Annotated in this window: 13 protein-coding genes; 6 read left to right on the top strand and 7 right to left on the bottom strand. The window is 35.7% G+C overall.

From position 1 onward, the window contains the following. Positions 1-5: 5 nt before the first annotated feature. The gene (locus tag Q0Q96_RS05885; protein ID WP_293872335.1) at positions 6-920 is read left to right on the top strand and encodes a DUF2279 domain-containing protein; all 915 of its coding nucleotides are present in this window, start codon (positions 6-8) and stop codon (positions 918-920) included. 87 nt (positions 921-1,007) lie between these two features. After that, complete coding sequence (locus Q0Q96_RS05880; RefSeq protein WP_293872307.1) at positions 1,008-1,643, top strand: peptidoglycan-binding protein LysM; 636 nt, start codon at positions 1,008-1,010, stop codon at positions 1,641-1,643. Here Q0Q96_RS05880 and Q0Q96_RS05875 read toward each other — a convergent pair whose 3' ends face one another. Genes Q0Q96_RS05875 through dnaA form a run of 3 tightly spaced genes read right to left on the bottom strand, consistent with a single transcriptional unit; the run spans position 1,644 to position 4,297 of the window. Beyond that, positions 1,644-2,366 (bottom strand): SAM-dependent methyltransferase, encoded by a 723-nt coding sequence (locus Q0Q96_RS05875; RefSeq protein WP_293872306.1) that lies wholly within the window; start codon positions 2,364-2,366, stop codon positions 1,644-1,646. Beyond that, the gene (locus tag Q0Q96_RS05870; protein WP_293872305.1) at positions 2,363-2,830 is read right to left on the bottom strand and encodes a low molecular weight protein-tyrosine-phosphatase; all 468 of its coding nucleotides are present in this window, start codon (positions 2,828-2,830) and stop codon (positions 2,363-2,365) included. Before Q0Q96_RS05870 ends, Q0Q96_RS05875 begins: the two co-directional genes overlap by 4 nt. 39 nt (positions 2,831-2,869) lie before the next feature. After that, a complete protein-coding gene (gene dnaA, locus Q0Q96_RS05865; protein WP_293872304.1) occupies positions 2,870-4,297 on the bottom strand; it encodes a chromosomal replication initiator protein DnaA in 1,428 nt (475 codons plus the stop codon). Positions 4,298-4,482: 185 nt separating this feature from the next. Here dnaA and Q0Q96_RS05860 point away from each other — a divergent pair, with 185 nt between their 5' ends. Continuing rightward, entirely contained in the window at positions 4,483-4,881 is a 399-nt protein-coding gene (locus Q0Q96_RS05860) for a thioesterase family protein (protein ID WP_293872303.1), read from the top strand. A gap of 320 nt (positions 4,882-5,201) precedes the next feature. On the opposite strand, the gene Q0Q96_RS05855 is transcribed toward Q0Q96_RS05860, so the two are convergent. Together Q0Q96_RS05855 and ribD are read right to left on the bottom strand one after the other, a co-directional pair. Beyond that, on the bottom strand, positions 5,202-5,810 hold the full coding sequence (locus tag Q0Q96_RS05855; protein ID WP_293872302.1) for an HAD family phosphatase: 609 nt from the start codon (positions 5,808-5,810) through the stop codon (positions 5,202-5,204). Then, complete coding sequence (ribD, locus tag Q0Q96_RS05850; RefSeq protein ID WP_293872301.1) at positions 5,803-6,861, bottom strand: bifunctional diaminohydroxyphosphoribosylaminopyrimidine deaminase/5-amino-6-(5-phosphoribosylamino)uracil reductase RibD; 1,059 nt, start codon at positions 6,859-6,861, stop codon at positions 5,803-5,805. The genes Q0Q96_RS05855 and ribD overlap by 8 nt, the downstream gene beginning before the upstream one ends. A gap of 10 nt (positions 6,862-6,871) precedes the next feature. Between ribD and Q0Q96_RS05845 the strand changes: the two genes are divergently transcribed. After that, positions 6,872-7,372 (top strand): GNAT family N-acetyltransferase, encoded by a 501-nt coding sequence (locus Q0Q96_RS05845; RefSeq protein ID WP_293872300.1) that lies wholly within the window; start codon positions 6,872-6,874, stop codon positions 7,370-7,372. 6 nt (positions 7,373-7,378) lie between these two features. Further along, positions 7,379-8,236, top strand: coding sequence for a peptide chain release factor N(5)-glutamine methyltransferase (gene prmC, locus Q0Q96_RS05840; protein WP_293872299.1), 858 nt, complete (start codon positions 7,379-7,381; stop codon positions 8,234-8,236). Here prmC and Q0Q96_RS05835 read toward each other — a convergent pair. Further along, positions 8,227-9,471: an ABC transporter permease gene (locus Q0Q96_RS05835; RefSeq protein ID WP_293872298.1), complete on the bottom strand. Its 1,245-nt coding sequence runs from the start codon at positions 9,469-9,471 to the stop codon at positions 8,227-8,229. The two genes, prmC and Q0Q96_RS05835, sit on opposite strands and share 10 nt — an antisense overlap. A gap of 183 nt (positions 9,472-9,654) precedes the next feature. Here Q0Q96_RS05835 and hisS point away from each other — a divergent pair, with 183 nt between their 5' ends. Further along, positions 9,655-11,013 carry a histidine--tRNA ligase gene (gene hisS / locus Q0Q96_RS05830; protein ID WP_293872297.1) on the top strand — a complete coding sequence of 453 codons (1,359 nt, stop codon included), beginning with the start codon at positions 9,655-9,657 and terminating at the stop codon, positions 11,011-11,013. A gap of 141 nt (positions 11,014-11,154) precedes the next feature. On the opposite strand, the gene Q0Q96_RS05825 is transcribed toward hisS, so the two are convergent. Then, positions 11,155-20,550 carry a choice-of-anchor D domain-containing protein gene (locus Q0Q96_RS05825; RefSeq protein WP_293872296.1) on the bottom strand — a complete coding sequence of 3,132 codons (9,396 nt, stop codon included), beginning with the start codon at positions 20,548-20,550 and terminating at the stop codon, positions 11,155-11,157. Positions 20,551-20,777: the final 227 nt, after the last annotated feature.

Here is a 20,777-nt window from a genome sequence, read left to right as displayed (position 1 = left end):
TTTTGATAGTTTTCAAAAACATAGTTTTATTACTGCTATTGTGGTCTTGTCAAATTTCTTTTGGACAAAATTCTATTGAAAACTTTCTAAAACCTTCAGATACTTTAAATAAAAAACGACTCAAAACACTTATTATTGCTGAAGCTGCCGTTGGTTCGTTATCTTTAATTGGCCTAAATCAACTTTGGTATGCTAATTATCCTCGTTCAAATTTTCATTATATCAATGACAATGCCGAATGGCTTCAAATGGATAAGGCGGGACACGTGTTTTCATCGTATCATATAGGTAGTTTTGGCGCTAACGCTCTAAAATGGTCGGGAGCCAATCGCAAAAGTCAACTCATTTATGGTTCAACTTTGGGATTAGTTTTTATGACAACCGTTGAGATTTTTGATGGCTATTCTTCACAATGGGGATTTTCTGTAGGAGATGAACTTGCTAATATTTCCGGCACAGCTTTGTATGTTTCGCAAGAATTACTTTGGAACGAACAACGTATTGTACCTAAATTTTCTTTTCATACCACGCCGTACGCTTCCTCCAGACCAAATGTTTTAGGTAGCTCTATTCAAGAACAAATTTTAAAAGATTATAATGGACAAACGTATTGGCTATCGGTCAATATTCATTCTTTTGCTAAATCCTCTACAATTCCAAAATGGTTAAATATAGCCGTCGGTTATGGAGCCGAAGGGATGATTACAGGAAACGATGGATTTGTAAATGCGATTTTTCTTCCAGAAAGCAAAAGATACCGCCAATTCTACCTTTCATTGGATCTCGATTTGACTAAAATTGAAACCAAATCCCATCTAATTAAGACTATTTTAACAGTTTTCAATTCGATTAAAATTCCAGCTCCAACCTTTGAAATCAAGAGTTCAGGAACTACTAAATATCACTTTTTATATTTTTAACTGTCTGATATTCAATTTTATAAATTTAATTGTATATTTGCACTCGTAAATTTCATGTTGGTGACAGCACTTGAGAAATAATAATAAATGATTAAAAAAGGAATTTTTTACACATCAATTGTACTAATTGTAGCTTTTATAAGCGCCGGTTTTAAACCATACAACTCCCCAATCAACAACAGTTTTCGTGTTGATGTCAATGAAGAAACATCCTATGTTTATCCTTCTCAAAATTATTTAGATTATGTTACTCTTAAAATTCCTTTTACGGGTAAATATTTTATTGGTTTCAAAGAGGCCATTGCTTTTAAAGAATCTCAAGGCAAGTACAGTAAAATAAACACTTTAGGATATATCGGCAAATACCAATTTGGAGTGGAAACCTTAAAATCAATAGGCATTACTGATAGTATTTGTTTTATCAATAGTCCCAAACTTCAGGAAAAGGCTTTCGTGGTATTACTTTCTAAAAACAAATACGAACTGCAGGAATACATCAACTTTTTTGATGGAAAAGTAATTGATGGTATAAAAATCACCGAATCAGGTATATTAGCGGCAGCACATTTAGGAGGGACAGGTTCTGTAAAACGTTTTTTGAACTCTAACGGAGAAAGAAAATGTAAAGATGAGTATGGCACTTCGGTTAAAACGTATTTGAAAGACTTTGGCGGTTTTGAAACTGGCGCCATCAAGGCTTTTAAAAACGCGCAAATAAAGTAATCACATTTTGTGAATAATAAAAATAGTAGGACGGTTGTGTAAATCAATTGTAATTTTTTTCCAATCGGCTACTCGAAATGTTTTAATATATTCTGATGGTAATGTAATGTCTGATGCTATACAAAGATGAGTACTGGGTTGTAGCATTTGTAAAAAATCTTCAAATAACTTATTATTTCGATAAGGCGTTTCTATAAAAATTTGAGATTGATTTTTGGTATAAGACAGATTTTCATAGTTTTTCAACGCTGATTTTTTTTCGTCTTTATCAATAGGAAGGTAGCCATTGAAGGCAAAACTCTGACCGTTCATTCCGGAGCCCATCATTGCCAACAGGATTGAAGATGGTCCAACCAAAGGCACAACTTGTATTCCTTTTTCGTGAGCAATTTTTACAATAACAGCACCCGGATCGGCAACACCAGGACAACCAGCTTCGCACACTAATCCTATGTTTAATCCGTTTAGGCATGGTGTAATCATTGCGTTATATTGTGTAACATCAGTATGCTTGTTGAGAGTTGAAAGGCGTAAACTTGATTGAACTTTTTCGGGTTGAATCGATTTGATAAATTTTCGAGCAGTTTTTTCATTTTCAACAATATAATCGTCAATAAAATCGATAGCTCTTTTCACAGTTTGAGGTAAAACATCATGAGGATTCATCTCTCCTAAGGTGGTAGGGATTAAATATAGTTTGCCTCTCAAGGTTACAGGCTTCATGAATGTTTTTCTAACAATTTCTTGGAGATTATATCACAGGTTTCATCAAGCATTTCATAAACCATGTCAAAACCGTTTTGCAAACCATAATATGGATCAGGAACATCTACATTGTCTCCTGGAAATAATTCATTTAGAATGAGCTGCACCTTTTTTTTGTGATTTTCATTTTTGGCTAATTCAATCACGTCATCGTAATTGGTATTATCCATCACAAAAATATAGTCAAAATCTTCAAAATCACTAGGGGTAAACTGCCTTGCTTTTTGATAGGAAATATCGAGCCCTTTTTTTTGTGCTGTATCTACAGAACGTTGATCAGGCTGCTTGCCAATATGATAAGCACCAGTTCCTGCGGAATCAACAAAAAATTTATCTTTGGGAAGTTTGGCAGATAAAAGCCCTTCCGCCAAAGGTGACCGGCAGATATTTCCAAGACAAACCATCAAAATTTTAACGGGCATAGTGATTATTTCTAAACCGTAAACTTACTCAAAAAGGGTTTATATTGATAATTTTTTGTGAATATCTTCTACATATTTTTTGAACTGTTTATCAGTAGAAACCAAATTGTCAACAGTTTTGCAGGCGTGCAATACTGTAGCGTGATCTCTATCGCCAATTTGAGAACCAATATTAGCTAAAGAAGATTTTGTGAATTTTTTCGCAAAAAACATAGCGAGTTGTCTAGCTTGAACTACATGACGCTTTCTAGTTTTTGATTGTAAGGTATCAATATCAAGTTGGAAATAATCTGATACAACTTTTTGGATGTAATCAATAGAAATTTCTCGTTTTACATTTTTAACAAATTTCTCTACAACGCTTTTAGCCAAATCTAAAGTCACTTCCTTTTTATTAAAAGAAGATTGGGCAATTAACGAAATAATAGCACCTTCAAGTTCTCTAACATTTGATTTAATATTACGAGCAACATATTCTATAATTTCATCGGGAATTTCAACGCCATCTCTGTATAGAATATTTTTTAGGATACAAATTCTAGTTTCATAATCTGGCTGGTGTAATTCAGCGGATAATCCCCATTTGAATCGCGACAATAAACGTTGTTCAATATCTTGCATATCAACGGGTGCTTTGTCCGAAGTAAGAATTACTTGTTTGCCGTTTTGATGTAAGTAATTGAAAATATGGAAGAAAACATCTTGTGTACCGGTTTTTCCTGAAAGGAATTGAACGTCATCAATAATCAACACATCAATCAGTTGATAGAAATGTATAAAATCGTTTCTGTTATTTTTCTTTACAGAATCAATATATTGTTGTGTGAAAACTTCAGCAGAAATATATAAGACTGTTTTTTCTGGATATTTATCTTTTATTTCAACACCAATTGCATGTGCTAAATGCGTTTTACCTAATCCAACACCACCAAAAATTAATAGCGGATTAAAGGATGTTCCTCCAGGTTTATTGGCCACTGCCATACCAGCAGAACGCGCTAACCTATTGGAATCTCCTTCAAGGAAATTATCAAAACTATAATTAGGATTAAGTTGGGATTCAATTTTTAAATTTCTTATTCCAGGTATTACAAAAGGATTTTTGAGTTCTGGATTGAGATTTTTAAACGGAGCATCAACATCTTGTGATTTTATGGGACTACGGTGTGCGCTTGGCAACTGTTCTGTAAACGGTTGTTTGTTGCCATAAGTGTTCTCCATTTTGATTTTATAGAGTAACTTTGCGTTTTTACCGAGTTCTTTCGTCAAGGCAACTTTTAGTAATTTAACATAGTGCTCTTCGAGCCATTCGTAAAAAAATTTGCTAGGAACTTGAATGTAAAGAGCGTTGTCAGTCAGTTCTACTGATTTAATCGGTTCAAACCAAGTTTTGAAAGCTTGCTCTTGAATATTGTCTTTTATAAATAACAGACAGTTTCCCCACACCGATTGCGCAGTTTTGCTCATATTTGGTTTAAAATTATAGTATTTATGTATTAGGTTTTAACTCTAAAAAACAACGAGTGTTTTACTGTTTTTCGGGGTAACAAATATGTGAATAAAATTTGTTAAAAAAAATTAAAATCGTATTGATTTATTAAAAATATTGTTGTAGTGATAAATTTAATTTTAGATTAAAAGCAAAAAATAAGATGAAAGAACACCAAATTCAAATCAGAGTGCGTTACTCTGAAACCGATCAAATGAGCGTAGTTTATCATGGAAATTATGTCCCATATTTTGAGATGGGACGCGTGGAATGGATGAGAAACAAAGGGATTTCATATAAATCTATGGAAGAAAGCGGAATTGCATTGCCTATTGTATCTATGACTATAAATTACAAAAAACCAGCTCGTTATGACGACTTACTTACAGTGATAACCAAGTTCAAAAGACAATCATCAGTAAAGATCGAATTTGATTGTGAAATTCGTAACGAAAATGATGAGTTGTTAACAACTGCACAATTTCTGTTGGTTTTTGTAGATATAAATTTGGGTAAAGCTATTCCTCCACCGCAATATATTTTGGACATTATAAACGAATAATTTATCCATTATAGCTTTGTTTAATTTTTAAAAATGTTGAGATGACTTTCGGTATTTTTTTCGGTTATTTCAATAAAGTTACAGGTAGTTAACCTTTATTTCAGAATCAATAATGAAGTTTTTTAAATAGTTTCAATTTCCAATTGGAAAGCATAAGAAAAGTGATAAAACCAAATTATTTCTCGGTCTATGTTTTCTGAAAATTTGATTTCCTATTGAGTAATATTGGAAATAAAAAATTAAAAAAAGCCACTTTTCTTTAAAAAAAATTTTGCGACAAGAGGAAGTACTGATTAAGAAAATATTTTTTATTTTCAGAATTATAAAGGCAAGTGTTTTTGCTCAAACAAATCTACAACATCTTCTTTGCCTACTTGTAAATTCCAAACATGTAAACCAAGCGATTCGGCAATATCTGTATTGTTTTTTTTATCGTCTACAAACAAGGTTCTTTTTGTAGATAAATCATGTTTTCTGATTATGGTATTAAAAATTTCGGCATCGGGTTTGCGCATTCCCATTTCATAAGAATAGTATACTTTTTCAAAACAACGATAAAAATCTGAGTAAAAAGACATGCCTACTTTGTGTTCAAAACGGTTGATGTGAATAGAATCGGTATTGGTCAGGAGGAACAATCGGTAGCGTGAAGATAATAATTGTAAAAACTCTAATCTATGCAATGGAAAATCACCAATGACTGAATTCCATGCCTTGGTAATTTGTTCAATACTAGCATTAGGAATGTGTTTTAAAAACGAATTGATGAATTGCAGTTCGGTTATTTTTCCTTTTTCGAATAAATCATTGTGTGCCAACAAATCTTCGTTTGGACCATCCAATCCTAATTTTTTAAACTCTTCAATGGAATGTTCTTTTCTTAAATTGATAAAAACATCTCCAAAATCGAAAATAATAGTGTTAATCATGGTTTAAATAAAGTTTAAGTTGGTCGTCTTTAATTTTTTTTATTTGAAAATTGCCATTCAAAATAGGTGCTGAAATACCGCTTTTTAAGTGAATGTTGCCTACAAAAACCCTAGCTTCATCCCAAAGATTATCGTCAATAAAACTCTGAAGCGTTTGTGTTCCGCCTTCAATCAGTAAAGATTGAATCTCATATTTATATAAAATACCTACAATTGTTTTGGTAAACTCAAAATCAAAGATAGCATTTTCATAAATACAATTTTCAGTAGATATTAAATTTTCTTGTTCAGTGATAATTATTGTTTTTATTTTTCCGTCTTTCACAGCATAATCTTTGGTTATTTTCCCATTGCGGTCTAAGACAATTCTTATGGGGTTTTGACCAGTCCAATCTCTAACATCTAATTTTGGATTGTCTGCTAAAACAGTATTGGTTCCAACTAAAATAGCTTGCTCCTCGCTTCGCCATTTATGAACCAATTGTCTTGAAAATTCATTAGAAATCCAAACAGGTTCTTTTTTATTTTTAGTCATCGGTGCAATAAATCTATCCAAACTTTCAGCCCATTTCAGTATAATATAAGGACGTTTTTTGTTGTGAAAAGTGAAGAACCTTATATTACTTTCGATGCATTCTTTTTCGAGAACGCCCACAGTAACATGGATACCATTTTCTTGTAATCTTTGAATGCCTGTACCAGCTACTTTGCTACTTGAATCAATAGTTCCTATGATTACATTTGGAATTTTGTATTTGATAATCAAATCGCAACAAGGTGGCGTTTTTCCATAATGGCTGCAAGGTTCCAGCGATACATATAGCGTAGCTTTGGATAATAACGAGGTGTCTTTTACCGATTGTATGGCATTTACTTCGGCATGATTTCCTCCATAAGCAGCAGTAAATCCTTCGCCAATAATTTTATTTTCATAAACAATTACCGCACCTACAGAGGGATTTGGCATGGCAGCAGGCAAACCATTTTTGGACAATTCTATGCAACGCTTTATATAAATTTCGTGTATATTCACCGCACAAAAATAACACATTACTTTTAGAATGAATAACTTCGTAATAAGAGAAATCACAAAGGAAGATAATGCGCCGATTGCAGCCGTAATTCGAGAAGTTTTTGTTACCGATAATTACCCAAAAACGGGAACTGCATTTGCTGACAAGCAATTAGATTTTATGTTTGAAACGTATCAAAAACCCAGAGCAATTTATTTTGTAATCGAATATAAAGGAAAGATAATTGGGGGTGCTGGTGTTGCACAACTTGAAAATTCATCAGAGAATATCTGCGAATTGCAAAAAATGTATTTTCTAAAAGAAGCCAGAGGAAAAGGAATAGGTTATCAAATGATTCAAAAATGCTTGGTAAAAGCTACCCAAATGGGTTATCAAAAATGCTATCTTGAAACCTTACCCGAGATGCTAACCGCACAACATTTATACACAAAAGCAGGTTTTGAATACCTTGCAAAACCACTGGGAAATACAGGTCACACCACTTGTCCTGTTTGGATGATAAAAAAATTGACAATTGAAAATGAATAAGCGACAATGCTTTTAAAAAATTATAAAATTACTTTCCTACAGCAGCTTTCTTCTTTGTACGATGAACAAGAAATCGAGAGTTGTTTTAAACTTGTTTTAGAAGATTTTCATCAAATTAAGAGAATCGATTTGGCGCTAAACCCAAAAATGGAACTAGACTCAACGCAATTACAATGTTGGGAAAGTGTTTTGACAGAACTGAAAATGCAAAAACCAATTCAATATATTTTGGGCAAAACCGAGTTTTTTGGATTGCCTTTTTTGGTCAATGAAAATGTTTTAATCCCAAGACCAGAAACAGAGGAATTAGTCGAGATGATTATTAAAAACACAAAAAAAAGAGCCTCAAACACCAAATTGAAGATTTTAGATATTGGAACAGGCAGCGGTTGCATTGCTATTTCATTGGCTAAAAATATTCCAAATGCAGTAGTTTATGCCATTGATGTGTGTGAGAAAGCATTGGCTGTAGCCAAAAAAAACGCAGAAATTAACAAAATAGCAATCGATTTTATTTTAAATGATATTTTAACAACAACTGATTTAGAACAACAATTTGATGTCATAGTTTCTAATCCACCGTATGTTCGCAATTTAGAAAAGCATGAAATACTCCCAAATGTTCTTGAATATGAACCTCATTTGGCATTGTTTGTAGAAGATGATGATGCCTTACTTTTTTATAAAAAGATTGCACAACTGGCGTTGAAAAATCTAACGGAGAACGGACAATTGTATTTTGAAATCAATCAATATCTAGCTAACGAAACTTTTCAGTTACTAGAAAGTTTAGGTTTCCAAAATATCGAACTGAAGAAAGATATTTATCAAAATGACCGAATGATAAGTTGTAGCTACTCGTAACGCAACGCCTCAATTGGGTCTAGTTGTGATGCCTTGATAGCGGGATAAGAACCAGAAATTACGGCAACCGTAAAAGTTGTAATTACAGCAGCCATGATGGCAAGCCACGGAATTACAAAACTAAAATTAATAGCTACAGCAATAAGATAACCAGTAATAATTCCGAGGATGATGCCCACTAAACCGCCAAGTTGACCAATAATTAAAGTTTCAACAAAAAACTGAAACGCAATCGTACTTTTCTTGGCACCAAGTGCTTTTCTAACACCAATTTCGCGGGTTCTTTCGGTTACTGAAACCAACATAATATTCATTAAAGCTATCGAGGAACCAAAAATAGTAATGATGCCAATAATCCAAGCAGACCAGTTTAATACGCCCAATATCCCGGCAATTTTATGTATCAAATCATCACTTCGGGAAACCGCAAAGTTGTTATCTTCTACCGGATTAAGTTTTCTAACTTTTCGCATCGTAACAAGTGCATGATCAACGGCTTCATCTACCAATTCATTTTTGTCAATCATAGTGCTAATCGTATAATTGATGTTGGCCATAGAAAACATGGAGCGCGCAAGTTGAATAGGGATCATCAAACGCAAATCCTGACGGTTTCCAAATGAGGAACCTTTTTCTTTTAAAACGCCAATAACTTTGAACTTTGCACCACGAACGGATAACGTTTTACCGATAGGGTTCACATCTTTCAGCAAACCTTTTGAAACAAAATCAGAGCCAACGATACAGGAATAAATATTATTTGAAATGTCAAAAGCATTAAACTCTCTGCCTTGAATAACTTCTAACCCCGAGTTCGTTAAAAAATAATCATCTACGCCCATCACAGTAATTTCGGGATCTGTTTTTTTATTTTCATAGGTAACTTCAGCAGTAGAAGTTGCAGTAAACGACAGAGAGGTGTGCGTCAACGGATAATCATAAATGGCTTTGAATGCTTTTGCTTGAGGGTAAGAAATAATAGGATTAATTTTTTCTATTTCTTCACCGCCATGACTTCGGTTGGTGCTTTCATATTGGTTGATGTTGAAAGTGTTGGAACCCATCGAAGCAAAATTAGAAGAAAGTGTATTTTGCAAAGCCGAAACAACGGTTAAGATGCCTACCAAAGCCCAAATTCCCAGGGCAATAATCAATACCGTAAGTATGGTTCGCAACAATTGGGTGCGTATCGAACTGGTAGCAATTTTTATATTTTCTTTGAATAATCCAATCATGGTCGTAATTTGACACTAATTTACATTTTTTGTTACAAGAATATTCTCTTGTTTGCAGAAATTAGTTTTAAAAAATAAGATATTTGCGAGTAAATTACGAGTTACGATTTGGGAATTACGAATTATTTTCCTTTTCTAATTATAATAACTCGTAATTAGTAATTTTTAATTCATAATTAATTCATGGCTTCAAAACCAACTATTCCAAAAGGGACAAGAGATTTTTCACCAGCAGAGGTTGCTAAACGTAATTATATTATTGCGATTATGCGAAACCATTTTGATAATTTTGGTTACCAACCTATAGAGACACCGTCGTTTGAAAACTCGGAAACCCTGATGGGTAAATATGGGGAAGAAGGCGATCGTTTGATTTTTAAGATATTGAATTCAGGAGATTATTTGGAAGAAGTTTCGACTGAAGAATTGCAAAAAATTAATTACAAAAAATTATCAGCAAAAATATCCGAAAAAGCGCTGCGTTATGACCTAACTGTGCCTTTTGCGCGTTATGTGGTGCAACATCAAAATGAAATTGTGTTTCCTTTTAAACGCTACCAAATTCAACCCGTTTGGCGTGCCGATCGTCCGCAAAAAGGTAGATTTAGAGAGTTTTATCAGTGCGATGCAGACGTGGTTGGTTCTACATCGTTGTGGCAAGAAGTAGAGTTGGTGCAATTGTATGATGCTGTTTTTGCTGAACTGGGATTAAACGGCGTTACGATTAAAATTAACAACCGAAAAATATTATCAGGAATTGCAGAAGTAATTGGCGCAACAGATAAATTAATAGATTTTACAGTCGCTTTGGACAAACTCGACAAGATAGGAGAGGATGGCGTAAGAAAAGAAATGATAGAAAGAGGAATTTCGGAAGCAGCATTACAAAAAGTGCAGCCGTTGTTCAGTTTCACGGGAACTATTCAAGATAAACTGGAAAAACTTTCGGTATTACTAGCTACTTCAGAGATAGGAAAGCAAGGAATAGAAGAGTTGCGTTTTATTTGTGACAATGTTACGACTTTGGGTTTGCAAAAAGCATTTTTAGATTTAGATGTTACTTTGGCTCGCGGACTGAATTATTACACTGGAGCAATTTTTGAAGTTTCACCTCCACAAGGTATTGCAATGGGTTCTATAGGTGGCGGGGGAAGGTATGATGATTTGACTGGAATTTTCGGGTTGAAAGACATGAGTGGTGTAGGGATTTCGTTTGGATTGGACAGAATTTATTTAGTGCTCGAAGAACTGAATTTATTCCCAGAAACAGTTACAAATGCAACAAAAGTTTTGTTTTTTAATTTTGGCGAAAGCCCTACTTTTGAAGCAATGAAAATTATTAAAACCTTACGAACTCAAAATATTAAAGCAGAGATATATCCTGATGCTGCCAAGATTGAAAAGCAATTCAAATATGCAGAAAAAAGAAATATCCGTTTTGTAGTTAAGGAAATAATAGGCTCTAGTTTTATTATAAAAGACACGCAGACAGGAGAACAACTTCAAATGAATCTTGAAAACTTCATTGCTAAACTTTCCTAAAAAAAGTTACAGCAGCGTAATACAATTTTCTCTTAATTAAAATATAAAAGTGCTCGAATTGGTAATGATAAAAACAAAAAATCCCCAGGTGGGGATTTTTTAATAAATGCAGTTTAGTGTCAAATAAAAAGCAAAATAAAATTAGTTTTTAACCAATATTTTTTTAGTAATAGCACCACCATCTGTAAGTACTTTTACTATGTAAGTTCCTGTACTTAAGTCTGAAACTTGCAACTTAATATCGGCTTGATTTTGGTTACCTATTGTCCAATCGGTTACTTTTTGTCCTAATAAATTAAATAATAAAACAGATTTTACCGTTACTTCTTGCAGTTCATTTTTAATAGTAATCATGTTGTCTGATTGTGAATGTATTACTGCAATGCCTTGATCTTCCTCATTATTGGTTGTTCCAAGAGCTGCTGAATTTTTAAATCTCAACGAGAATCTTGTGTCATAAGTTCCTGCAGGAAGATTAATTTGATAACTACTAGATTTTACACTATTGTAAGTGTTTGTGACATTATCATAAATGTATATTTCTTGATTAGCATCAAAATTTTCTTTTGCATCTACAACAAAAGTAACGTTACCAGCAGTTGCGTTTTTAACCCCTAACGGATATATATTATTTACATTAAAATAACCATCACCATTAATATTTAATTTGTCTGTTCCGTTGATGAAATACATATCATTTGTAAGTGTTTCAATGCTTATCGCATCGTAACCATTGTCATAACCGGCTGTAGCATGTTGGTTCATAAAACCTAACAATATTTGTCGGTGGAAGTTATCGGTAGAATTGTAACCCAATCGTAATTTCGCAAATTGTTCTTGAACAAAACTGTCTGGCGCATTGTTAAAGGCAGGATTTGAATTGGCAACAGTAGGATTTACTGATCTGAACATCGTGTAAGAATTGGCAACATCATCTTCTTTTATAAATAATCTTTGCCCATTATTGAATGTAATAGTTCCTCCAGTAGCGGTACCCGTTACAAAAAACCCTTGACCCACTGGTATAAATCTATTTGGCGTTTTACTACTCGAACCTAATCCGCTAACCCCAGCTGGAGCCACAGGAGCAGTACCACCCGTTTTGGTATAAGTTGCGTAACCGCCTTGATAGAGTCCAGTATTGTGAGAAGTATTTGAACTATAATGTTGCCAAATGTATAATGTACCTTTGATACTTAACGAATTATCATTGATAAACTGATCTGCATCAAGTGCCGATGGATAAGGATTACCACATAAATTAAGGTTATTAGGACCTACCGTTGAGGTAATTGTCCCGTTGTTTGGTTTGCCAACAAAAGTATAGTTCTGATCTGGCGTCGCAGCACCGCATCCTTTCATTGTATATCCTTGACCCGCAAGCAATGCACCATTTTGACCCACAGAAGACCAATTAGCATAACTGTTGGTTGAGTTTTGGAATTTAAATATCCAATAACTGCTCAAAGTCATAGGCGTTGTTGGCGAACCATTTATTCCTGGTGTCCAAGTAATATTCTGGATGTTATTTGGATCTGTTCCGTCTTTCATCACTCCAGCAACTGTAAACCCATGATTGATGGTTGTATTATTTATAGAGCTAACAGGCGAAGACCAATAGTTATAATTAAATTTGTTGGCTTGTCCTTGTTGATCTCTTTCCAGTGAACCAGCACTTGTAACGTCCAAATCTGAATTTGCAGTTTGCACAAATTGGGATTTTCCTGTTAGGTCAATTTTACCATCAAGTTTTATGTACCAGTCGTTTTGAAGTTTGGTATCATTATTCATTTTTATGGTTACACCTGGATCAACAAACATGGCTAAATCTACATTGTTTGCAGTATCAGTTATATTGTGTTTCACTTGAATGATTGAATAATCCAACTCTGTCGCATCCAATCCTCTGATGTCTTTAGTAGGATCATCAATAGCAGTTGCAAATGTTCCTGTTCTTAAAGTGGTAAATGGCATTGGAGCTTGCTGTACCGCAATAACTTTATGGTTGTACAATTTCATTCCTGTACCAATATCAATCGAAGAAGTAGTCAAATCATCAACAATGTCATCTTTGTAAGTATCCATTCTGTAATAACGTAATAAATTGGAATACGGTAATGAACTAACATCTTTTGGTACAATGGTGCCTCTAACCTGTGAAGCTGAATTTTGAATTTCTTGATACACCATTCTTTGCACTTGAGAGGCAGTTAATGCAGCATTAAAAATTCTAACTTCATCAATTTTACCTTTGAAATAAAAATTGTTGGCAATTGGATTTTTACCCAATGTGAGTTTTGACGGATCGGCTGCAATATTTCCAGAAACTGCTTGAGAAGCGGCAAATTTTCCGTTCAAATAGAGTGTCAAATTACCACCACCATAAGTAGCTGCAACATGATACCATCGAGAAGCTGTTAGAGGAGTTGCAAATGTTAATTGCACACCATTTACCATAGCTTGAAGTGTTTTAACGGTGGTAATTTTAATTTGAAATTTATCTTGTCCCACTACAACACCTCCACTACTAAATGCGCTATTTATATCAATCCATGCCATTATAGTTGCGTTAGGTAAACCACCAAGAATAGGCGAGTCTTCTGCATAATCATTTCTGCCATCAAAATCGAGATATAATTTTCTATTGAGGTCTCTTGGCGAACCAATAACGGTCGTGTTGGTGTCAAAAGTGTCCAGTATTCCGTCTTTGTCTACGTCCACTGAACCATCGATTTTACCATCGTTGTTAGCATCTAAACTAGCATATAAACCTGTTTGAATATCTTTTATACCATCATTGTTAGAATCTAACTGCATATAATCGGGTATTCCGTTACTGTCTGTATCAAGAGCATAAGATTTTGCGGTTGTACCAAAACCAACGAAGTTATCATTCAAATCTAAGATTCCGTCTCTATCGGTATCTACTAAATCCCCTTTTCCATCTCCGTTGATATCTCCGTCACCGTTTGACAATCCTGCTTCATCAATATCAAAAAATGAGTCGTTATCACTATCTAAATCCAAATAATTTGGCACACCATCACCGTCAGTATCAGGAATAATATAGGTACCTCCTGCAATTTGTGCATCGATGGCATCTAAAACACCATTTCCATTGGCGTCAACCCATAATCCTGGATCCATTTTAGAAGTATTATTGCTGTATGCTTTGTAACCCGCTTCTTCAATATCTGGAATACCGTCGTTTTCATCGTCTAAATCAAAGATATTGGCTATACCATCACCGTCAGAATCTACATAGATTTGCGTAATTTTTATATCATCCATGGCAAAGTCATTCCCGCCGCCGCCAGGGGCGTTATTTCTGATTTTGATTAAAAAATCGGTAATATTACCTAAATTAACTGTGGTAGTATAATTCAACCAATTAGACAATGTTGGACCACATGTATTGTCTGAAGGGTCTGCTGCGTTACACCGGCCAATGTCTCCAGTGTTGTAGCTCGCAATTAATGTCGCTCCTGTTACATCTCTAAATTCAATAGTAATATTTGGTTTAATCGTAGCTCCCAAATTTCCTTGTCGCATGAGGTTCATAACCCAAAAACCAAAAGTTGTTTGAGTATTTGGAAGTATCCCGTTTATAACTGCTTGATAAAAATAAGTTCCGGCAGTATTATCTGAATTAAATATAGCCATTCTGCCATAAAGATCTCCTGTATGGTCTCTTTGATCAGTCCAAGCCAAATCTTTATGAATATTTTCTGGATCGGATGCAACGCCGTTGGTGTTTGTGATGATATAATTTACACAATATTCTCCGTCATCTAGCACGCCAGAAGAATTCGTAGCACAACTATTAGCATTTGTGGTTATGTTATCTTCGTAACAAGAAGTTGTTGAAGCCCCAGGAATATTGATGTTAATCTTACCTTTTGTTTGACCAGCACCAAAAGTTTCATTTAAAAAAGTATACGTTAATAAATTATTTAACGGATAACTTATGGCATCACTTTGTTCTCTAACATCAAGTATTCCATCGTTATCGTCATCTAAATCTTTGTTGTCGGTAATACCATCGCCATCAGTATCTGCATAGGTTTGAACTCCTACTCCAGTAATATCAAAATTAAATGGGTTCATTCCCGTTGCATTAGTAACTATGGCAAAAGTTGCAGTTTTGGTTCCTTTTACTATCGGATTAAAATCTATTTGAAACGTGGTAGTTGCGCCAGCAGCAAGTGTCGCACTTGGCGCAGCAGACATAGAAAAATCTGCGGAATTTGTCCCAGTAAATGTTGCAGCACCAATAGATAAAGTTCCGGTACCAGTATTTTTTATAGTATACGTCACCGTAACCGAACCACTTTGAATAGAAACTGTTCCAAAATCGGTTTGTTTCGCAGCCGTTGGAGTGACATCGCCATCTGCAATAAGTACACCATTAGGATTGGCGACTGTCATTACCAGTGTACCACCTGTTCCACTTAAAGCATAAGAAAACGGATTTTTTGAGCTGTCTCCATTTGTGATTCTAATGGTTGCATTGCGGACACCAGCTGCAGTAGGTGTAAATAATACTGTGAAAGTGGTACTTCCAAAAGCGGCAACAGAAGAACTAGGTGCAGTTTGAATTGTAAATTCGCTGGCATTGGCTCCAATAAAACTAATAGCGCCTATCGTTAAGGGAAAATTACCGGTATTATTTATTGTAAAAGTTCTCGTGCTAGCAACCGTGCTGAAGTCCGTCCAATTTGCGGTTGTTGTTGTTGCTGTACCGTTAGTTATGGATGAAGCATTCCCACTCACTGTGATTGCTTGGGTTACTCCAGTTCCTTGAATAGTGAAATAAAAAGGGTTTTTAGTAGTATCTCCATTGGCAATATTAAGTACAGCAGTTCGTGTCCCAATTGCACCAGGAGTAAACAATATTGTAAAAGTGGTGCTTCCTAAAGCTGGCACAACTGAACTTGGTGCTGTTTGAACAGAAAAATCACCAGGATTAGTTCCTGTAAAAGTAATGGCACCAATAGATAAAGGAATTGTTCCCGAGTTGAAAATGGTATAAGTTCGGGTCACAGTAACGTTGCTAAAATCAGTCCAATTGGCTGTTGTTGGTGTAGTTGAACCGTAGGTAATTGTAGTCGCGTTTCCTTTTACACTGCTTAATTGAGGTGTACCAGTACCACTCAAAGCAAATGTGTAGGGATTTTTAGTACTATCATTGTTAACAATGCTAATAGTAGCGTTTCTTGTTCCAGCAGCAGTTGGCGTAAATAATACGGTAAAAGTTGTAATGCCGTTGGCTGCTATAGGGGAACTTGGAGGAGTTTGAATCGTAAATTCCGAAGCGTTAATTCCCGTAAAAGTTATAGCTCCTATAGTTAATACTATATTTCCTAAATTAGTTATTGTAAAAGTTCTCGTATTGGTTACAGTACTATAATCAGTCCAGTTAGCAGTGGTTGTAGTTGCTGCACCATTTGTAATGGTTGCCGCGTTTCCTTGTATAGTAATTCCTTGTACAACACCAGTTCCTTTTATCGCAAAAACATAGGGGTTATTACTAGTATCATTATTTACAATAGATATAGAAGCATTTCTTGTTCCAGCTGCCGTAGGATTAAAGGTTACAACAAAAGTAGTACTCGAAGAAGGACCTATCGAATTACTCGGAGCAGTGGTAACAGTAAACTCACTTGCATTGGCTCCAGAAAAAGTAATAGCACCTAAACTCAAAATCCCAGCTCCAGTATTATTTATAGTAAATGTTCGTGTGGCATTTGCAGAACCAAAATCTGTCCAGTTTGTGGTGGAAGTTGCTACACTTCCATTTGTAATGGCACTAGCATTACCTGTTACATTTATAGTTGCATTATTTACGCTTGCAACTACAGACGACCGAGGGGTCGAAGTACAAGTTCCATTAGCTGCTTCAACATAAAATATAGTAGTAGTTGAAATAGATGGTGTTGTAAAACTTGTACCAAAACCTAAATTACTACCACCACTTGAAGCAGCATACCATAAAAGAGTTCCAACAGATGAATTTGCTCCCAAGATAACTGTACCCGTTCCTGTTCTTGAACCAGGAAAAGTAGCTGTTACTATAGGCGTTGCGTAAATTGTTACTGTTTTTGTTGAAGTATCATTTGCGCATAAAGCACTAAATGCTGTAAGTGTTAAGGTTACATTTCCAGCAGCAATATCAGATGCACTTGGAGTATAGGTACAGTTAGTTAATGAATTCGCATTTGCAAAACTACCAGTGCCGCTACTTGACCACAATACACTAGTTTGATTAGTCGCACCAGAACCCGCTGTAATATTAACGGCACCAGATGTTGAACAAGTATTTATTGCTGTTCCCGCAATCGCTGTCGTTGGAGCATTAATAGTCAATGTTTTACTTGACATTACATTTCCGCATGGAGCGTTTGCAAAGGAAGTTAACGTTAAAGTTACGCTACCACCCGTAATATCGGCAGAACCTGGAGTGTAAGTACAGGTTGTTAATGAGGTAGGATTACTAAAAGTTCCATCACCATTAGAAGACCAAATAATGCTTGTTTGATTTGTAGCACTAGACCCAGCAGTAATATTAAGAGTACCTGCAGATGCACAAGTAGTAATAGCAGTTCCTGCAACTGCAGTAGCCGCTTTTATGATTGTCATAGTTTTAGTAGAAGTAGCAGTACAAGTAGTATTTAAAGCCGTTAATGTCAAAGTTACGCTTCCAGCGGTAATATCTGCAGCACTCGGAGTATAGGTACAAGTTGTTAATGAAGTAGCATTGGCAAAAGTTCCAGTTCCACTGGAAGTCCAATTAATACTTGTTTGATTTGTAGCACTAGAACCAGTAGTTATGTTTACTGAACCAGCGGACGAACAAGCAGTAATAGCTGTTCCTGCAATAGCAGTTGTTTGCGGATTAATGGTCAATGTTTTAGTTGAGGTTACATTTCCACAAGGTGCGTTTCCGAAAGATGTTAACGTCAATGTTAGGCTGCCACCCGTAATATCTGCGGCACTTGGAGTATACGTACAAGCAGTTAATGAAGTAGCATTAGCAAAAGTTCCAGTACCACTTGAAGACCACGCGATACTTGTTTGATTTGTTGCACTCGAACCAGTAGTAATGTTTACTGCACCAGTAGTGGCACAAGTTGTAATTGCGCTTCCAGCAATTGCAGTCGTAGCATTTATAATCATCAATGTTTTGGAAGAAGTCGCATTCCCACAAGGAGCATTTCCACTAGCAGTTAAGGTTAATGTTACACTACCAGCAGTAATATCAGCAGCACTTGGATTGTAAGTACAAAGTGTCAAAGAGTTTGAATTGGTAAACGTTCCTGAACCACTTGAAGTCCAAGTTACACTAGTTTGATTAGTAGCACTAGAACCAGCCGTAATGTTCACAGCACCGGAAGTAGAACAACTATTTATAGGTGTTCCTGCAACTGCTGTAGAAGCAGCAGTAATAGTTAGAGTTTTAGTAGCAGTAACATTGGCACAACCTCCATTGGAAGCAGTCAACGTTAAGGTTACACTGCCTGATGAGATGTCAGCAGCACTTGGAGTGTAAGTACAAGTAGTTAATGAATTTGGATTTACAAAAGTTCCAGTTCCACTTGTGGTCCAAGTAACGCTAGTTTGATTAGTCGCACTAGAACCTGATGTAATATTGACAGCTCCTGAGCTTGAGCAAGTAGTGACATTTGATCCTGCAACAACAAGCATAGGATTTTTTATAGTTACTGTTTTGGTAGAAGTTGCATTTCCACAGGGAGCATTACCAAAAGCCGTCAATGTTAAGGTTACACTACCTGATACTATATCGAAAGCACTTGGATTGTAAGTACAAAGAGTCAAAGAGTTTGAATTGGTAAACGTTCCTGAACCACTTGAAGTCCAAGTTACACTACTTTGATTAGTGGCACTAGAACCAGCCGTAATGTTCACAGCACCGGAAGTAGAGCAAGTAGTTATTGCAGATCCCGCTACCGCTGTAGGTAAGGAATAGATTGTCATTGTTTTTGATGCCGTAACATTAGGACAAGCAGCATTTGATACGGTTAAAGTTATGGTTACACTCCCTGCTGTTATATCAGCAGCACTTGGCGTGTAAGTACAAGTGGTCAATGAATTAGGATTCACAAAAGTTCCTGAACCACTAGAAGTCCAAAGAATGCTAGTTTGATTTGTTGCACTTGATCCTGTAGTGATATTGATTGCTCCAGAAGTTGAACAAGTAGAGAGCGCAATTCCAGCATTTGCAGTCATTGCATTACTAATGGTTACCGTTTTGCTCGAAGTAACATTTCCGCATGGAGCATTTCCAAAAGCCGTCAATGTTAAGGTTACACTACCTGATACTATATCAGCAGCACTTGGATTATAAGTACAAAGCGTTAATGAATTAGCATTCGTAAACATACCACTACCGCTTGAAGTCCAAGTTACACTACTTTGATTAGTCGCACTAGAACCAGCCGTAATGTTCACAGCACCGGAAGTAGAACACGTAGTAATTGCTGATCCAGCTGACGCTGTAGGAGTACTGTAAACAAATGCATTTATAGAATTATTTGATGAGATAGTACTTGTACAGTAGGAAGAAGATAGATTAGTTACAAGAATTGTAGTTGTGCCAACGTTTAAAGTTGGGGTTGTAAAAGTTCCTGTACCTGGACTTCCAGCAGTAAAATTCATTACGGCTGTATTTCCAATTGCTGTTGTTGCCCCCGAAAGATTATAAGTTACAGTATACGTTCCCGATGTTAGAGTGTTAGACTTGAGCGTCATTACAGCTGTTGAGGTTCCACAAAAAGGACCAGTAATAGTTGGTGCAGAAGTTAGGGCATAAGTTGGACAGGTGTAAGTTATAATCATATAGCCACCAGAACCATTGCCGCCATTGGAAGTTTTTGTTCCGCCGCCGCCGCCGCCGCCATATGTATTACCATTTGTACCAGTAGCTGCGTTTAAACTTGAACCATTTCCACCAGTTCCGGCGAAACCACCACCTGCAGTACCGCCAATAGTAACAGTTCCATTTCCACCGCCGCTTGTTGGACCAGCTGCTCCACCACCACCGCCTGAACCAGTAGAAATCCCTGAACCACCTGTACCTCCGTTTTTTGTGCCATTACCACCGTTACCGCCATTACCACCATTTGCATAACTTCTACCAAAAGCACCACCAGTTGCATTTATTGTTCCCGATGCAAAAGTTGCTATTGTAGAAGTACCATTTATACCGTTGCCGCCAGTTGAACCACTTCCTCCAGTTCCCACAGTTATTGCGTATGAGGTTCCAGGTACCACAGTGTATGGAAATATTGTATAACCGCCGCCACCACCGCCGCCACCGCCATTTTGGTTTGCACCACCACCATAACCACCACCACCGCCGCCGCCATAAGCTTCGGCTTGTATAGATGATACTCCTAGTGGTGTAACAAAAGTACCATTGGTTGTGTAGGTTTGAGTTTGTCCTCTACCAATAAAAGTAACTATTAGTAGTAGGATTATTAGAATTAATTTTTCAGATTTAAGTAATAATTTTTTCATAACAAAGAGTTATTTTAATTTATTATTTAAATGAAGCAGTACAACTTCATTTTGAATTTATTTGACATTTCAAAACTAAATTATTTTTGAATATAATCGATTAAAAGTATAAAATAATCGATAAAATACATATTTTATATAAATTAATTTATAAAAAACTTACATAAAATTATTTTTTAAATTGTTTTAATATTTTTTTTTTGACGATGAATCAAACCTATATGAAA

It is taken from the genome of Flavobacterium sp., assembly GCF_025352015.1.
Taxonomy (GTDB): domain Bacteria; phylum Bacteroidota; class Bacteroidia; order Flavobacteriales; family Flavobacteriaceae; genus Flavobacterium.
Note: the sequence above shows the minus strand (reverse complement) of the source record. Positions and strands in the feature narration are given on the sequence as shown.

Bases quoted from the DNA above. Each gene is read 5' to 3' on its own strand.
- Q0Q96_RS05880 (WP_293872307.1), top strand. From the start codon at position 1,008: ATGATTAAAAAAGGAATTTTTTACACATCAATTGTACTAATTGTAGCT.
- Q0Q96_RS05875 (WP_293872306.1), bottom strand. From the start codon at position 2,366: ATGAAGCCTGTAACCTTGAGAGGCAAACTATATTTAATCCCTACCACC.
- Q0Q96_RS05870 (WP_293872305.1), bottom strand. From the start codon at position 2,830: ATGCCCGTTAAAATTTTGATGGTTTGTCTTGGAAATATCTGCCGGTCA.
- dnaA (WP_293872304.1), bottom strand. From the start codon at position 4,297: ATGAGCAAAACTGCGCAATCGGTGTGGGGAAACTGTCTGTTATTTATA.
- Q0Q96_RS05860 (WP_293872303.1), top strand. From the start codon at position 4,483: ATGAAAGAACACCAAATTCAAATCAGAGTGCGTTACTCTGAAACCGAT.
- Q0Q96_RS05855 (WP_293872302.1), bottom strand. From the start codon at position 5,810: ATGATTAACACTATTATTTTCGATTTTGGAGATGTTTTTATCAATTTA.
- ribD (WP_293872301.1), bottom strand. From the start codon at position 6,861: ATGTGTTATTTTTGTGCGGTGAATATACACGAAATTTATATAAAGCGT.
- Q0Q96_RS05845 (WP_293872300.1), top strand. From the start codon at position 6,872: ATGAATAACTTCGTAATAAGAGAAATCACAAAGGAAGATAATGCGCCG.
- prmC (WP_293872299.1), top strand. From the start codon at position 7,379: ATGCTTTTAAAAAATTATAAAATTACTTTCCTACAGCAGCTTTCTTCT.
- Q0Q96_RS05835 (WP_293872298.1), bottom strand. From the start codon at position 9,471: ATGATTGGATTATTCAAAGAAAATATAAAAATTGCTACCAGTTCGATA.
- hisS (WP_293872297.1), top strand. From the start codon at position 9,655: ATGGCTTCAAAACCAACTATTCCAAAAGGGACAAGAGATTTTTCACCA.
- Q0Q96_RS05825 (WP_293872296.1), bottom strand. From the start codon at position 20,550: ATGAAAAAATTATTACTTAAATCTGAAAAATTAATTCTAATAATCCTA.